General features: G+C 47.1%; 19 protein-coding genes. 13 read left to right on the top strand and 6 right to left on the bottom strand.

The window, feature by feature from the left end; genetic code table 11:
• Positions 1 to 6: 6 nt before the first annotated feature.
• Positions 7 to 135, top strand: a complete 129-nt coding sequence (locus tag KTH_RS24975) for a hypothetical protein (protein ID WP_497621519.1) — start codon at positions 7 to 9, stop codon at positions 133 to 135.
• Between the two features lie 33 nt (positions 136 to 168).
• Here the strand turns inward: KTH_RS24975 and KTH_RS24970 are convergent, their stop codons facing one another.
• A complete protein-coding gene (locus tag KTH_RS24970) occupies positions 169 to 1539 on the bottom strand; it encodes a helix-turn-helix transcriptional regulator (protein WP_497621517.1) in 1371 nt (456 codons plus the stop codon).
• 256 nt (positions 1540 to 1795) lie between these two features.
• Here KTH_RS24970 and KTH_RS24965 point away from each other — a divergent pair, with 256 nt between their 5' ends.
• From KTH_RS24965 to KTH_RS24945, 5 genes are all read left to right on the top strand, one after another.
• Positions 1796 to 2053: a hypothetical protein gene (locus KTH_RS24965; RefSeq protein WP_497621515.1), complete on the top strand. Its 258-nt coding sequence runs from the start codon at positions 1796 to 1798 to the stop codon at positions 2051 to 2053.
• Positions 2028 to 2450, top strand: a complete 423-nt coding sequence (locus KTH_RS24960) for a hypothetical protein (RefSeq protein WP_497621513.1) — start codon at positions 2028 to 2030, stop codon at positions 2448 to 2450. Before KTH_RS24965 ends, KTH_RS24960 begins: the two co-directional genes overlap by 26 nt.
• Entirely contained in the window at positions 2443 to 2859 is a 417-nt protein-coding gene (locus tag KTH_RS24955) for a hypothetical protein (protein ID WP_497621511.1), read from the top strand. Before KTH_RS24960 ends, KTH_RS24955 begins: the two co-directional genes overlap by 8 nt.
• Complete coding sequence (locus KTH_RS24950; protein ID WP_497621509.1) at positions 2828 to 3382, top strand: hypothetical protein; 555 nt, start codon at positions 2828 to 2830, stop codon at positions 3380 to 3382. Before KTH_RS24955 ends, KTH_RS24950 begins: the two co-directional genes overlap by 32 nt.
• 64 nt (positions 3383 to 3446) lie before the next feature.
• The gene (locus tag KTH_RS24945; protein ID WP_497621508.1) at positions 3447 to 4214 is read left to right on the top strand and encodes a protein-L-isoaspartate O-methyltransferase family protein; all 768 of its coding nucleotides are present in this window, start codon (positions 3447 to 3449) and stop codon (positions 4212 to 4214) included.
• 44 nt (positions 4215 to 4258) lie between these two features.
• On the opposite strand, the gene KTH_RS24940 is transcribed toward KTH_RS24945, so the two are convergent.
• From KTH_RS24940 to KTH_RS24930, 3 genes are all read right to left on the bottom strand, one after another.
• A complete protein-coding gene (locus tag KTH_RS24940) occupies positions 4259 to 4432 on the bottom strand; it encodes a hypothetical protein (RefSeq protein ID WP_497621506.1) in 174 nt (57 codons plus the stop codon).
• Positions 4433 to 4774: 342 nt separating this feature from the next.
• Positions 4775 to 4978 carry a hypothetical protein gene (locus KTH_RS24935; protein WP_497621504.1) on the bottom strand — a complete coding sequence of 68 codons (204 nt, stop codon included), beginning with the start codon at positions 4976 to 4978 and terminating at the stop codon, positions 4775 to 4777.
• A gap of 52 nt (positions 4979 to 5030) precedes the next feature.
• A complete protein-coding gene (locus tag KTH_RS24930; protein ID WP_497621502.1) occupies positions 5031 to 5675 on the bottom strand; it encodes a hypothetical protein in 645 nt (214 codons plus the stop codon).
• A 276-nt stretch (positions 5676 to 5951) separates the two neighbouring features.
• Between KTH_RS24930 and KTH_RS24925 the strand changes: the two genes are divergently transcribed.
• The 5 genes from KTH_RS24925 (at position 5952) to KTH_RS24905 (ending at position 8844) form a co-directional block, all read left to right on the top strand.
• On the top strand, positions 5952 to 6152 hold the full coding sequence (locus KTH_RS24925; protein WP_497621500.1) for a MerR family transcriptional regulator: 201 nt from the start codon (positions 5952 to 5954) through the stop codon (positions 6150 to 6152).
• A 201-nt stretch (positions 6153 to 6353) separates the two neighbouring features.
• Positions 6354 to 7082: a BRO family protein gene (locus KTH_RS24920; protein WP_497621499.1), complete on the top strand. Its 729-nt coding sequence runs from the start codon at positions 6354 to 6356 to the stop codon at positions 7080 to 7082.
• A gap of 58 nt (positions 7083 to 7140) precedes the next feature.
• Positions 7141 to 7668, top strand: coding sequence for a hypothetical protein (locus KTH_RS24915; RefSeq protein ID WP_497621498.1), 528 nt, complete (start codon positions 7141 to 7143; stop codon positions 7666 to 7668).
• Positions 7669 to 7719: 51 nt separating this feature from the next.
• Positions 7720 to 8130, top strand: coding sequence for a hypothetical protein (locus KTH_RS24910; RefSeq protein WP_497621496.1), 411 nt, complete (start codon positions 7720 to 7722; stop codon positions 8128 to 8130).
• A 444-nt stretch (positions 8131 to 8574) separates the two neighbouring features.
• On the top strand, positions 8575 to 8844 hold the full coding sequence (locus tag KTH_RS24905; RefSeq protein ID WP_497621495.1) for a hypothetical protein: 270 nt from the start codon (positions 8575 to 8577) through the stop codon (positions 8842 to 8844).
• A gap of 326 nt (positions 8845 to 9170) precedes the next feature.
• Here KTH_RS24905 and KTH_RS24900 read toward each other — a convergent pair whose 3' ends face one another.
• Positions 9171 to 9401 (bottom strand): helix-turn-helix domain-containing protein, encoded by a 231-nt coding sequence (locus KTH_RS24900; RefSeq protein WP_497621494.1) that lies wholly within the window; start codon positions 9399 to 9401, stop codon positions 9171 to 9173.
• Positions 9402 to 9667: 266 nt separating this feature from the next.
• Entirely contained in the window at positions 9668 to 9898 is a 231-nt protein-coding gene (locus KTH_RS24895) for a helix-turn-helix domain-containing protein (RefSeq protein ID WP_111325496.1), read from the bottom strand.
• Between the two features lie 158 nt (positions 9899 to 10056).
• On the opposite strand from KTH_RS24895, the gene KTH_RS24890 reads away from it, so the two are divergent.
• Complete coding sequence (locus KTH_RS24890; RefSeq protein WP_497621493.1) at positions 10057 to 10296, top strand: hypothetical protein; 240 nt, start codon at positions 10057 to 10059, stop codon at positions 10294 to 10296.
• A 127-nt stretch (positions 10297 to 10423) separates the two neighbouring features.
• Positions 10424 to 10885: a hypothetical protein gene (locus KTH_RS24885; RefSeq protein ID WP_497621492.1), complete on the top strand. Its 462-nt coding sequence runs from the start codon at positions 10424 to 10426 to the stop codon at positions 10883 to 10885.
• The last annotated feature ends 1214 nt before the right edge of the window (positions 10886 to 12099 follow it).

The following is a 12099-nucleotide window of genomic DNA, read 5'->3' as shown; positions in this document are numbered from 1 at the left end:
GCGAAGGTGAGCGGTACCGTTGCAACGCAATGGGATGTTTGGGATATGGCTGTTGAAGCAGTGCAGGATCTGAAAGTGCTGGCCTGCTCCACGAATCAGGGGCAGGTTGCTGTGAGCGAAGAGGGAGGCTGCTGAGTTTGGTTCAGCAGCCTTCTTCTTGAAGGCTTTTTAGGAAATGAGTAAATCCTGTAATTCTATGATATCATTATCACCCGACCAGATCCCTTCCATGATCTGATAGCCCAAGTTTGCTTCGTTCAGATAGGTTTCGCTTTGAAGTCGTTGCGCAAAAAGCACAACAGCTTTCCAGAGAGCGATGGAGAGTTCTTTGTCCTTTTTGGCTCGTGGAAGTTTGAGAGATGCAAACATGGCTTCGCTCAGAATGCCCAGATGAGTGCGGGCTGCGACGGGCAATTTCGCATTGAAGTTTCCACTTTCGATATCAATGATCTGCCCAAAAGTCTCCAACGCGATATCTTGCCGACCAAGATAGGCAAATGCAATTCCTCGATGCCTTATTAATCTGGCATGGCTATGATTAATGTAAGGGGGAATATGTTCTGTATTTGCCTCCCTCGCAAAAAAGGTTTCTTCGGCTTTCGCCAGGGATGCAAAGGTTTCCGGCTTCCGATGGAGCGCCTGGTATTTCGCCAGACCGGTGTAAACCCATGACTCGATTACGGGGGAAACTTTCGTGTGTCGCTTTTGTTCTATCAGATAGGCTGCTTCTTCTGCATACTGAAGAGCATTCATCTTCTGATACCCCGAAGTCCATTCATAAGCGCCGGTTAATTCTCGGAGAGCCAGGACAAGGGACGCTCTGTTCTGACTTTGTCTCGCATAGGAAACTCCTTGTTCCGCATACAGCAAGGCTTTTTTTGTTCCTTCGAGATGGTAGCTGATCCTAGACTTGAGTTGGAACGTCTGAGAAAGAAGTGCAAGTGCTACATGCTCATACTTTCCTTGTGCTGCTGCTTGTAAGAGAGGCACGTAACTTCCCAGAACGGAGTATGCACACTCCATTTCTTTTCGCTCGCCTGCCGCCAGATAACCACAAGCAGTGAGGCCCGCCGCGCACTCATGAATTACTTCTTCTGCTGTACGTTTGTCAGATCTCCCTTTTAACAGTAAGGGGAGTAATGCGACCCGTTGTAATGCTTCTGTTCGCATAGGTTCTGTTGCCTCATCGATAATACGTGAAAGCTCCTGCTGTAGCATCCAGCAGGATTCAGAGGGAGTGAATGTTATTGCCATGAGTTGAGTTGTAAGATCGGCTTGGATGTAGGTTTGAAGATTATGTGTTTCCTGTGTGGTGTTTACAGGCATTGGTATGTTCTCGTCATCCAGACCTAGTTCTTCTTTTGACGATCCATACACCTTGCATAATTTGGCTCGATAATAGGCTGATGGGGTGGCTCCTAATTCCCAACGGTTCAGCGTATTAGGAGCACAGCCTATGTGGCTTGAAGCTGTTTCTAGCGTCCAATCCCTGCTTGTCCTTGCTTCTATTAATTTTAATCTTTTAGACCGTTTTGTCATAATCCTACATCCCTTCTTACAATAAACCACAAAACTGTATATCTGGTATTTAGCATAGCATGATTAGAAATACTTGTCGAGTGGAAAAACGGCATCTTGTTGAGGAGATGTTGAAATCTGTAGAAAGAAGAAAAATTGGAGAAAAGAAAGCTTGTTCATACATTCAAAATTGCATTTTCAGCTTGTATTCTCATTATAGATAGTTATACTTCTTTAGGGATACAACGATTGAGAGATGAGAAACAGGAGATATTTGATGGTAGAGAAAGATTACACAGTCAAAGCAGGCGATTATACCCTGTACAGTGGATCTGATCCTCAGGAAGCGCGTCGCGTATTTTTGGAGGCGGCAAATGATCCTGCCTATTTTGAGTGCAGAATCCAGCTTCTGAAAGGCGACCAGCTTCTTGGGGAGTTTCTCGAACGGATCGGACACCGACAACAGGACAAAGAGCTACTGAAATCGATCGAGAAGGAAGGAGAGAAAAATGAAGCAGACGACCTTGAGCAATGACGCCATTTTTGCACTGGTTGACCAGCACATCTTTGGCTTTGAGCCGACGTGTCACGGGCCGTGCCAGTACTGGTTCTTACGGGGGCATCTGGACATCTACAAGTGCCGGGAGTGTGGCGCGGAGGTCGTGAGCGACGATTTTCGACGTGTGCCGTCACACCATCCCCGACGCATTCCAGAATACCGCCTGGAACAGCTTCTGCAAGCGGTCAAACACCTCTCGCCAGAGCAACAGAAACGGGTTGTCATCGAGCTGCTTGCTGATGTCTCCTCAGAGAACTGGTCCATCACAACGGTGCTCATACATCTGCTTGTCACTATGAATGCTCGTCAGCTTGCCATTGCGATGCTTTGGGCACTTGGCGTTCTCTCTGAGCAGGAGCAAACCCATGAGTAAAGCGTTGTTTCGTCAAGACTGCTGGTATCGCACCATGCAAGGGGAGCTGGTCCATGTGATTGGCTATGAGGCCGATGAGCCTGACACACCCTATACGATCGCTTCGTTTGACGGGAAACAGTATTTCTGTAACCCTCTGGGGAGGGAGGAATCTGGGCTTTTCTCCCTGGCAGACGCTGAGATTGTGGAGCCACCACCGGGCAAGGAAATCTTTCTGTTTCGGGCGGAGCTGATCCTCGATATCAAAGTGCTCGCAATCGATCAAGAAACGGCCCGCATGCTTGCCGCGGAAATGTTGTCCCCGCGATCAGGGGACGATCATGTAATCATCATGTGCCATCAAAAGACACACATACAGGACAGGGAGGGTCCAGAACATGCTTCAATGGATGAGAAAGAAAATCGCTGACTGGTTGCAGGCGTTGTATGAGGCAAACCGGGTTCCTGAGACATGGGGGAGCCCGTCCGTTTCGCGTGAGACGTTTGAGCAGCTCCGTGAACGGGGCTTTTTCGCGGCTGGTCGGTATCTCTTCGGGCGGCTTCGTGAGGTTGGCCGTCCTGAGTGGTCACCAGCTCGCAAATTTGTCGCGCTTATCGTTGGTATCGGCCTGGTCGTGTGCGTGAACGCGTTCCTGCATACCTTCACGAAAGAGCGAAGGCCAGAAGTGACGACGGCTGGTCGTCGCCAGTTTTCGCCTCAGGTGCCAGCAGGGGCTGTACTGCTCTATGCCATCGGTGCAAGCTTATTGGTGGCGCAGAATGGCGAGGAGATCTCCGGCGGAGGTAGCGGAGGTGGATATGAAGGCACAGGGTGGGATGATTCAGAGGCGACGGAATACCGGCCCTACAAGCGGCGCGATGAAGAAGATGGAGGAGTCGGGAACGAAGACCTGTCGATATATGAACATTTTGATCCAAACGAGAACTATTAAAACGAGTATACTGAGAGAGAGGAGTATGACATCCTCCTCTCTTGCTATAAAGGAGGTAGCAAACATGCCACCACAGTTTATACGAATCGATCATGATAGGCCCTTTCTCGATATTATCAAGGAGAGCGCGAAACAATTTCACCCGTATCCCGAGAAGCTTGTAAAGCTGTTTGAAGAGATTGACAGAGCGCATTTCGTGCCAGAAGAGCTGAGCGACTTCTTGCCGTATGTTTACACAGATAGAGGTCGGGCGGGCTTGCTCAGTCAACCCTGGGTGATTTTCCGCATGTGTGCCTTGTTATTTCTTACAGGGAAGGAAACTGTCTTTGAAGGCGGCACCGGGACGGGGTATCAAACAGCCATCATGGCCCGCTTATGCAAGCACGTTTACTCGGTAGAGCGCGATCCCAAACGCGTCGAGTTTGCGAAGGATCGTCTGGCAAAACTCGGCATAGAGAATGTGACCATCATGCAGGGCGACGCCGCTGAAGGTCTGCCCCACTCTGCCCCCTTCGATCGGATGATTTTTGGTTGCGCCTTTTCTCAGGATCATGTGGAACAAGATCTTCTCGATCAGATGGCGGAGCAACAGTCTCGGCTCATCGCGCCTACTGGCCAGTATAGAGATGGGCGTGTATATGGGGATATTCTCAGGGTCGAGAAGAGGCGAGGAGAAGTCAAGCAGGAAGTGATCAACGCCTTTGCCAATACCCTTTACTTCGTACCGCTGGTTTCACCGCGCCCGGTCGGTTGGACCTGGCAGAAGGATCGCTATGTGCCCTCTAGCCAGGTGCACCAGCGCAAATGGTGGCAGTTCTGGCGCGTGTCGTAGAGCAACAAAAAAGAAAAGAGAGGGCTGCTCTGCCCTCTCCCCTTTTAATTTTTACAGCGCTCATTTAAAAATTGACGAAGATTTTCCACTTCGCTGGATGATAGCACGAATGTACATACTTTCTTAATATCTACAATCCCAACACTTCCATCAGAAAAATAAATAAATTCATATTCTTCGTCAGAATGATCAACGGTCTCATAAATGACGTCATTCATCTTGCACACCTGGCCTTCTAGAGGTTCATCCTCAATCAATGATGTACGCCTTCCAGTTAAACAAGCGAAAGAATTGTTATTTTAGTATAAGATTTAAAAAAGTCGTTCGCTTGTTCTGTTGTAAGCATTATAAGAGAGCGAACAGATGTTTGCAAGGTGTTCAAATGTTTCTTTCATATTCCCTACAAATCTTTATACAATTTTAACACATTAACAGTAGTTTGTTAGAAAGAACTACAATATACTAGTAATAAGAGAGCAAAGGGAAGCCAGAGCCAGACTCTGGAACTGCCCTGCTCCTTGCAAGGGGGGAGATGCAGCATCGCACTCCCCTCTTCCCACCTAGCACAATGATGCGAAATAGGCCATCTCGCAGGCTTCACACTGGTACTGAACCTCTTTTGTCAGACGGTAGATTTCCCGGCCATTTTCATCGTAGCGGCCAGTTTGTTCACAGATACCATACTCAGACGCCTGCTCCGCTGGAACAGTCTGCTTGCAAGTCATACACTGAACAAAATGAGACGAGCAGATTGCAAGTGTCATAATATGTCCTTCTTTCTTTGATCTGTAGGGACGGAGCTGGTTTGTCCAGCTCTTACCGCATGAACGAAAAGCCAGAGCTGGAAGAGAGTGGTGCACAACGTTGCCAATCGTTTGCAGGCGCTGACGGCGTATTTCCTATCTTCACGCCGTATGGGATTCTCGGAGAGACTCTTTCAGCCTGAGAGGATGGCGATAAAGGATCGGTGGTCTGCAGCAACGCTTTCAACTGAGAAATCTCGTCCTGAAGACGAGATACCTCCTCTTCAGAAAGTCCGCCTTCAATCAGAGAGCCCAACGCTAAATCATCTTCTATCTGCTGAATGCGCGTTTTGATTTGCGCTCTCTCATCCTGCTCGGAAGGTGCCGGTGCAGGAGTGGCTTGCGCTCTCTCATCTTGCTCAGTGACGACAGGCTGCATCGGGGGTTTGCAACCAGGGCGACCAAGCTTCACACGAAGCTCGCACATCTCTTTGACGGCGCGAATGTGCACGCATTCGCACGTCGCCGGGCAGGTGCAATGCCAGCGGCCATGTTCGTCGCATGTCACCTGATAGTATTTGGAGTTGTCGCGAGAGGGGGCAAGGTAGCCCAGGACTGCCCCTGTCGCCTTGTCATACACACGAATCAGTACGACAGGATGATAGGGCTTGCGGACGGCCTGCTTGCGAGATGTGCGGGTTGCGAGTGCTGTAGTCATCTGATAGAATCTCCTTTGTACAATTTTGTACCGCGTCGATCTGCTGTCCGGTTTGGCGATTGGGAGCAGGCGACGCGCTTTTTTATTTTCTGTGAGGTTATATCCTCGTTGAGAGTAGTATATAACACCTCTCTACACTTGTCAATAAAAATCCACAATAATTTATTTTCATCAAAATTATTTGACAGTTTTATAGATGGTATTATAAAATGTTAATGGACCTTCAATGAGGTTCCAATGACATTTCAAAGACGAACCAAGAAAAAAAGGGGAGAGATGGCAGCACAAAATTATATTCCTCTTGAAGAGGTTGCAAATCAGCTTCAGGTAACACGTGCGACCGTATACTACTACATAAAAGTGCTTAAACTGGAAAAACGTAGGTTTCCGTTAGACAGACGAGCTTATCTAGCAGCACAAGATGTTGAGCGCATTAAGAAGCTGAAAGAAGATGCAGCAAGGCGAAGTAGCAACTGAGTAGAGAAAAAAAATCAGAAGAAGAAGAGGCCGCTTAGCCCAGGTGTCCAGTGCTCCGCAAGCCTGAGAAACTAGCTCCACTGGACACCCAAGAAAGTACAGATTCAGTATACCACAATCTGTACTTTCTGCGATTCTTCAATTCTGTCGTTTGTACGCAAGTTCGTATGTTAACTCAACAAGATGAAAGGAAGAGTACAGGTGCATTCTACACCATCTATACACACATCGTCATCACCCTTCGATCAGATTCGCCGTGTTGAGAACGAGCACGAATATTGGAGTGCTCGCGATCTTCAGGGACTTCTGGGATATACAGCATGGCACAATTTTGAAGATGCCATTGAACGGGCGAAGCTCGCTTGTCAGAACAGTGGTCACAAAACTGAAGAACATTTTAACGGCGTCGTTAAAACATCCCCTATGCCCAATGGCGGCTTTAAAACAATACAAGACTACCATCTATCTCGCTACGCCTGCTATCTGGTAGCCGTGAACGGCGATCCTCGCAAAAAAGAGATTGCAGCAGCTCAAACCTACTTCGCCATGAAGCCCAGAGAAGCGAAAATGAGTCAGGCACAGAAAATCGACCAACCGCAGACCCGGACCCCCTTGCAAGGGCTACGCGACCTCTTGCCAGTTCCCTACATTGAGGCTCTCAAGCAGGTGCTACGCGCCGCTGAACACTACAAGCGAACCGTTGAAAGCGTGCTCACTCCGCAGAGCCAGCGGGAAAAACAGCCGCCAGCTCCGACACTGCTCCTGGAAGAGCCGAATCCTGAGCACATTCAGCGTGAAAACCTGCGCCACCTGGAGCGCGTGGAGACTCTGACAGTCAACACTCTTCGTACTTCCTGCATGAAGCACTACGACACTGCAGCGCTCCAGGCACAGCTTGAAGTGCTACTCAAGCACGGCAAAATCTCATAGTTCCAGACCAGCCACAGCACAAAGTATCAGCGCATATAAACAGCAAGGAAGATGAAAGATGAATCGCAAGGACATTGAAAAGCTGCTCAAGGAACTCGACAAAGAGCTATGCAAACAGCAACTTACGTCACGCGTTCAAATCATGATCGTTGGCGGTGCGTACATGCTGACCCAGATCCGCAACCGCGAAGCGACCAACGATGTCGATGTTGTCTTTCTGCATATTGAGGATCGCCAGATATTTAAGCAGTCCGTTGTTTCCATTGCCAGGAAACAGCAGCTCCCTGTTACCTGGCTTAACGATCTGGTTGATGATTTCCTCACCGAGCTTGGCCTTCCCGGGAAGTATGTCCCCTGGAAAAGGTTCAAATGCCTGGAAGTCTATGTGCCACCAAAGGAGTACATACTTGCACTGAAGCTGCTAGCAGGAAGACAAAAAGATCTACCAGACATTGACGCCCTGGCAAAGCAACTCAAAATACGAACACGCAAGCAAGCGCAACAGCTTCTGGATCGCCACTTCTCGCGACGAGTACAGCAGATCTACGAAGTCAGAAATACGCTGGAATTCTGCTTCCCGCAGTAAGTTTTCCCCTTCCTCCTCATATCGTATAATGGGTATAAGGAGGGAACGTCTATGAACTATCAGAAGCAAACCATGAAACGAGCCTTTGCAGAGATTTGTCAGGGCGTTGATCCCTGGATCGCTCTCGGAAACTTCATGAACGAATGGTTCGTCTACTCCGTTGATGATCGCTCTCAGCTTGTCTCTGAACCAATTCACCTGCCAGAGCAGGCGACCCCTTCACAGCTCCAGTGGGCCGCCTTTTGCGCCGCATCGGTTGAGTACCTCTGCCAGAAATACAACGTTCCCTGCCCGTCCTGGCCGCAAACTCTCAACTTCAAGCTCCCTATTCCCTGGTATTACCCTGCCAAAACTCAGTATCTGATAGAACGAACGCCAGAGCCGTTCCGACGCCGCAATATCTATTGCGGAGATAAAATGTTCAACAATAAGACCGAGATTCGTAGCCCTCTGGGCATTTGAGAAGATGCTTGATACCTACGGAGAATTTTGGTGGGTTGCCGCTGATGTGTGTCGAATTCTTGAGCTGGTGATCGAGCTCAAATAGTGTCAAGCCCCTGCGACGGTCAGCAGGGGCTTCTTTTTTGTTGCCAGAGCAGAGGGAAAAGTGTTGACGCTTCGGTTTTGTGTTGAATGGTGTTGAGGTTCCTCTTCAACGATTAAACTGGCTCTAGCAGGGAATTGAAGCCCTTTTGTTGACATGTTGACGTTGTTGACAATTAACTTTAAAAAAAGACTTCTCTATAATATAAAATAAACTAATTTGTACTAACAACATAACGTAATAATAATATTATGTTATGTATTATTATTATTATTATTTGTACAGACAAGATAATGATTTAGAGAATTTTTTCTTGCGAAAAGAAAAGGAGAATTTTCTTTTCCACTATCAACAGTGTCAACATGTCAACAAATTCGGTTCAGGCTGCTTGTAGCGCTGGTTTACGTGTGGAAGGAGAGCTTCAACATCTCTTCAACATTCCCTGCTCTGTCAACATTTTCTTTCGCTCCCCTTTTTTAATCGCCTATTGTCAACAATGTCAACATGTCAACAACTGGCCTCTAGCAGGCTCCACAAGCCAGATGACGTGTTGCCCTCTCCTTCAACAGCGTGAATATGCCCGTCAACAATTCATCGGCAGTGAACTTCCTGCTGACGACTCAACATCTTAAGCTAATGAATGCTCTACGGCCCAAAATTTTGAAATTTTGGGGCATACAGAAGCTGAAAGCTCAATCTGGTAGTCTGGGGGGAAAAACAGGCAATTTTGGGGAAATTCCCTTTGAGGGATTGCACCAAAAAACAAGAAAACCCGCTGGCCTGACCACCCGCAGGTTTCTTGTTCTGTTTGTGGTTGTGTTCACTAACAACGAAAATCCTGCCCCGTTGAACGTAACGGGATAATCCTATTATATCATACTTACGTATGTTCGTACAGATGACAGTACTTCCTGCTTTCTACCAGCATCCTGCACAGCTTTCGCCATGCAGGGAATGCTTATTCGGCTGGCTCATCTGCCTCATCTGGCACATCTTCCAGAAGGTCACGCGTCTCCACGCCTAATGCCCTGGCAAGTTTTGTCAGGGTGTATGTGGTGACACCCTGGAAAGGATTCTTAAATATATTTCTTATGGTTGAATAAGGGACTTCACTTTCTATGTGCAGCCTCGTCATAGACATGTTTTTCTTCTTGGCAATTTCTTTCACTCGTAGTCGGGTTTTCATCATTTAGCTCCTTCATCCACACAACCTACAGAACTACAGAACTACAGAAACCAAAGAAACCCCCGAAAATTGTCTGTAGTTGTTGCTCCTGCACCCGATGATCTCGGTATTTTCAAGGTCATCAGCAAGGAAAGCAGACAATACAAAATCATCTGCTGACATACGCTCTACCGTCCCAAATTGGCCAAAATTCGGGCATACATTTGCAGGGGTGCACAGATTTATGCATCCCCGCAAAATATCGATGTTACGACGCCTTCAGGGGGCTCTTATACTCCCTCGCCATTCTTCTCGTCACCTGACACGCTCTCAACCAGCTCAGATATGTCCGTCTCCAGCACTTTCGCTATTCTCGCGAGCGTCTCCAGAGTGATATTGGTGTGCGGATTGTGGAAAATTCGCCTGATAATCGTGATATCGACCCCTGACTGTAGAAAAAGCTGCCTCTGACTCAGTCCCTTTTGCTGAGCGATTTCTTTGACTTTTAAACGAAATAGCATGCTGACTCCCCTGGTTCAACTATAGAGGAGTCTACCAAGCCACCTTGATTTAGAATAGCATGGTATTTTTCACGATGTTTGACAACATGATGTGGGTAATCGTATGTTTATAACCAGGATGATTAAAACCATTATGGTTCATAGGGTTGGAGGGAGCAATGACACAAAACAGCGAAGTTACACGTTTACTGGCTCAGATCAGCGAGGAATATGAAGCAGCTCAACGTGGACTGTCTGGCCTGGCGCAAGGCACATCTCAACACACATTCATTACAAAGCGAATGGAACAGATAGCAAATCTCCACAACCGTTTGAGGGAGCTGGTAGGAGAGAAGGCGATGGCTCTTATAGTGAAGCAGCTAGAAGGCCAGCATGAACAACGAAAAAATACACGTTGAGAGAGGAAACAAAAAAGCAAGGGAGCAAAGAAATCAACACAGGTAAACGATGTTATTTTTGCCTCATCATTACGTTTAAGTGAAAAGACGATATTCATTTGAATGTACATATTCATTGGAGGAACCTATGTATCAACATCCCTCATCACAAGAGCATTTTTCTCATGACTATCAAGCAGGATATACTTCACAACCGACATTCGCGCCACCGCAGCCAACCTATCCACAGCCATCCCAACAGCCCTACGCGCCACAACAACCGCTTCAACACCCCTATCCAGCGCCACAGCCATCTTATCCGCAACAGCCGTCCTATCCGATGCAGCAGCAGCCTCTGTATCCACAACAACAGGTGATGATGCCGCCTCAGCACATAGTGGTTCAGCCCCAGGTGCAAAACGTGGTAAACGTCGTCAATGTACAAAAAAAGAAGCTGCCTCTCCTCATCAGGCTTCTCTATTTCTGTGTCATTGGTTCATGGCTCGGAACGTCCTGGCTTCTCATTGCACTTATGGTCTGCGCTACCGTTGTGGGTTTTCCCGTTGGCGTCGTCATGCTGGCTCTGACACCAAAGATATACTTTCTGTAGCACCCCACGCGTGAAAGCGGAGCCTACCCCTTGCAAGGGAGAAACTACAGACGGGTTTCTGTAGTTTCTTCTTTTTTTCTGCACCTGTCTGTAGCTTCCATTGGCTTATAAAGCCAATGAAGTTGCAAAGTACAGAACTACAGAAATCAAAGAAGTCCCGAAAATGGTCTGTAGTTTCTCTTCCGTGCAAGGGGCACAGTACAGGATGTCCATACAACGCTATCTATTCTAAAATAGTTATTATTTTAAATAATAATATTATTATCATAATAATATTATTATGAATATAATTATGTCGTAAGTACAACAGTCTTGTTATGACAAGATATCCTATTAGAGAGGGCATTTGTACGGACAACATGAGGAATCTTCCAGGGAAGAGGGGCAACCCCTTGCACGGAGTAAAAACTACAGACGATTTTCAGGGGTTTCTTTAGTTTCTGTAGTCTGTAGTTTCTGTAGTTTTGTTCGTTTGGCTCTACAAGCCAGTGCAAGCTGCAGGTAAAGAGGAGAAACTACAGAATTTTGTTTGTAGGACCCCCTTGCACGGAAGAGAAACTACAGACAATTTTTGGGGGTTTCTTTGGTTTCTGTAGTTCTGCAGTTTCTGTAGATTGTGTGGATGACGTTGCTTGAGAAGCTTCATCAGAAAAGCCAAACCTCCATTTTTTTAGAATACTCTGGCAAAAAGTGCAGATTCTTTAAAGGCCCCCGCCAGGTATCGAAAACTGAGCCCAAATAACTTAAAGCGAAAAGTGCAGACTTTTTAAGGGAATAGTCTGTAGTATCTGTAGTCTTCAGTTTCTGCACATCTCTTCATCGGCTTTCCACCCTGCCTGGAGCAAATTTGTGGAACGCAAACTACAGACTCTGATCTACTCCTTGCCTTGCACGGCCTAAAATAGTATTGCAAAAGGGCACAATCAGTGCTCAATTAGAAAGATTGTGAGGTATTGCTTAAATGGCTAAAAATAAAAGAAACTTGCGTCAAATTTGATAAAACATGGTATACTTCCTTTTAGAAAACCAAGCCGGTGTAGCTCAGGGGTAGAGCAGCGGTTTTGTTTACGCTAAGACAACGGTTTTCAAAGAAGGAGCAACGGTTATGTTGACATTTTCAACACACCAAAAAAAGAAAAAGTGGCTTATCAAGCCACCTGGAATCAAAGAGCCGGTGAAGGGATTCGAACCCCCGGCCGGCGGTTTACAAAACC

The sequence above is a fragment of the Thermosporothrix sp. COM3 genome (assembly GCF_059696735.1).
The sequence above is the reverse complement of the archived record's forward strand: the minus strand, read 5'-3'. Positions and strand labels throughout refer to the sequence as shown.

Coding starts and splice junctions, on each gene's coding strand:
- KTH_RS24970 (WP_497621517.1), bottom strand. CDS start 1,539: ATGACAAAACGGTCTAAAAGATTAAAATTAATAGAAGCAAGGACAAGC.
- KTH_RS24965 (WP_497621515.1), top strand. CDS start 1,796: ATGGTAGAGAAAGATTACACAGTCAAAGCAGGCGATTATACCCTGTAC.
- KTH_RS24960 (WP_497621513.1), top strand. CDS start 2,028: ATGAAGCAGACGACCTTGAGCAATGACGCCATTTTTGCACTGGTTGAC.
- KTH_RS24955 (WP_497621511.1), top strand. CDS start 2,443: ATGAGTAAAGCGTTGTTTCGTCAAGACTGCTGGTATCGCACCATGCAA.
- KTH_RS24950 (WP_497621509.1), top strand. CDS start 2,828: ATGCTTCAATGGATGAGAAAGAAAATCGCTGACTGGTTGCAGGCGTTG.
- KTH_RS24945 (WP_497621508.1), top strand. CDS start 3,447: ATGCCACCACAGTTTATACGAATCGATCATGATAGGCCCTTTCTCGAT.
- KTH_RS24940 (WP_497621506.1), bottom strand. CDS start 4,432: ATGAATGACGTCATTTATGAGACCGTTGATCATTCTGACGAAGAATAT.
- KTH_RS24935 (WP_497621504.1), bottom strand. CDS start 4,978: ATGACACTTGCAATCTGCTCGTCTCATTTTGTTCAGTGTATGACTTGC.
- KTH_RS24930 (WP_497621502.1), bottom strand. CDS start 5,675: ATGACTACAGCACTCGCAACCCGCACATCTCGCAAGCAGGCCGTCCGC.
- KTH_RS24925 (WP_497621500.1), top strand. CDS start 5,952: ATGGCAGCACAAAATTATATTCCTCTTGAAGAGGTTGCAAATCAGCTT.
- KTH_RS24915 (WP_497621498.1), top strand. CDS start 7,141: ATGAATCGCAAGGACATTGAAAAGCTGCTCAAGGAACTCGACAAAGAG.
- KTH_RS24910 (WP_497621496.1), top strand. CDS start 7,720: ATGAACTATCAGAAGCAAACCATGAAACGAGCCTTTGCAGAGATTTGT.
- KTH_RS24905 (WP_497621495.1), top strand. CDS start 8,575: ATGTCAACAAATTCGGTTCAGGCTGCTTGTAGCGCTGGTTTACGTGTG.
- KTH_RS24900 (WP_497621494.1), bottom strand. CDS start 9,401: ATGATGAAAACCCGACTACGAGTGAAAGAAATTGCCAAGAAGAAAAAC.
- KTH_RS24895 (WP_111325496.1), bottom strand. CDS start 9,898: ATGCTATTTCGTTTAAAAGTCAAAGAAATCGCTCAGCAAAAGGGACTG.
- KTH_RS24890 (WP_497621493.1), top strand. CDS start 10,057: ATGACACAAAACAGCGAAGTTACACGTTTACTGGCTCAGATCAGCGAG.
- KTH_RS24885 (WP_497621492.1), top strand. CDS start 10,424: ATGTATCAACATCCCTCATCACAAGAGCATTTTTCTCATGACTATCAA.